The organism is Stenotrophomonas sp. Steno-Z2 (assembly GCF_056393235.1).
The window spans coordinates 1-203 of sequence record NZ_JBWJOY010000034.1 but is presented as its reverse complement, the minus strand read 5'-3'; the positions used below and the strand labels follow the sequence as shown (position 1 = coordinate 203).

The window sequence follows — 203 nt, the reverse complement described above, 5'->3', positions numbered from 1 at the left end:
GGCCGTATCGAGCGCGGCATCATCAAGGTGGGCGACGAAATCGAAATCGTCGGCATCCGTCCGACCCAGAAGACCACCGTGACCGGCGTGGAAATGTTCCGCAAGCTGCTGGACCAGGGCCAGGCGGGCGACAACGCGGGCCTGCTGCTGCGCGGCACCAAGCGTGACGACGTGGAGCGCGGCCAGGTGCTGGCCAAGCCGGG

At 68.0% G+C, this 203-nt stretch carries 1 protein-coding gene; it reads left to right on the top strand.

Annotated features, from left to right (window positions below; genetic code table 11):
• The coding region (locus AC06FP_RS16895; RefSeq protein WP_478076342.1) for an EF-Tu/IF-2/RF-3 family GTPase at nucleotides 1-203 on the top strand (203 nt) is incomplete at both ends.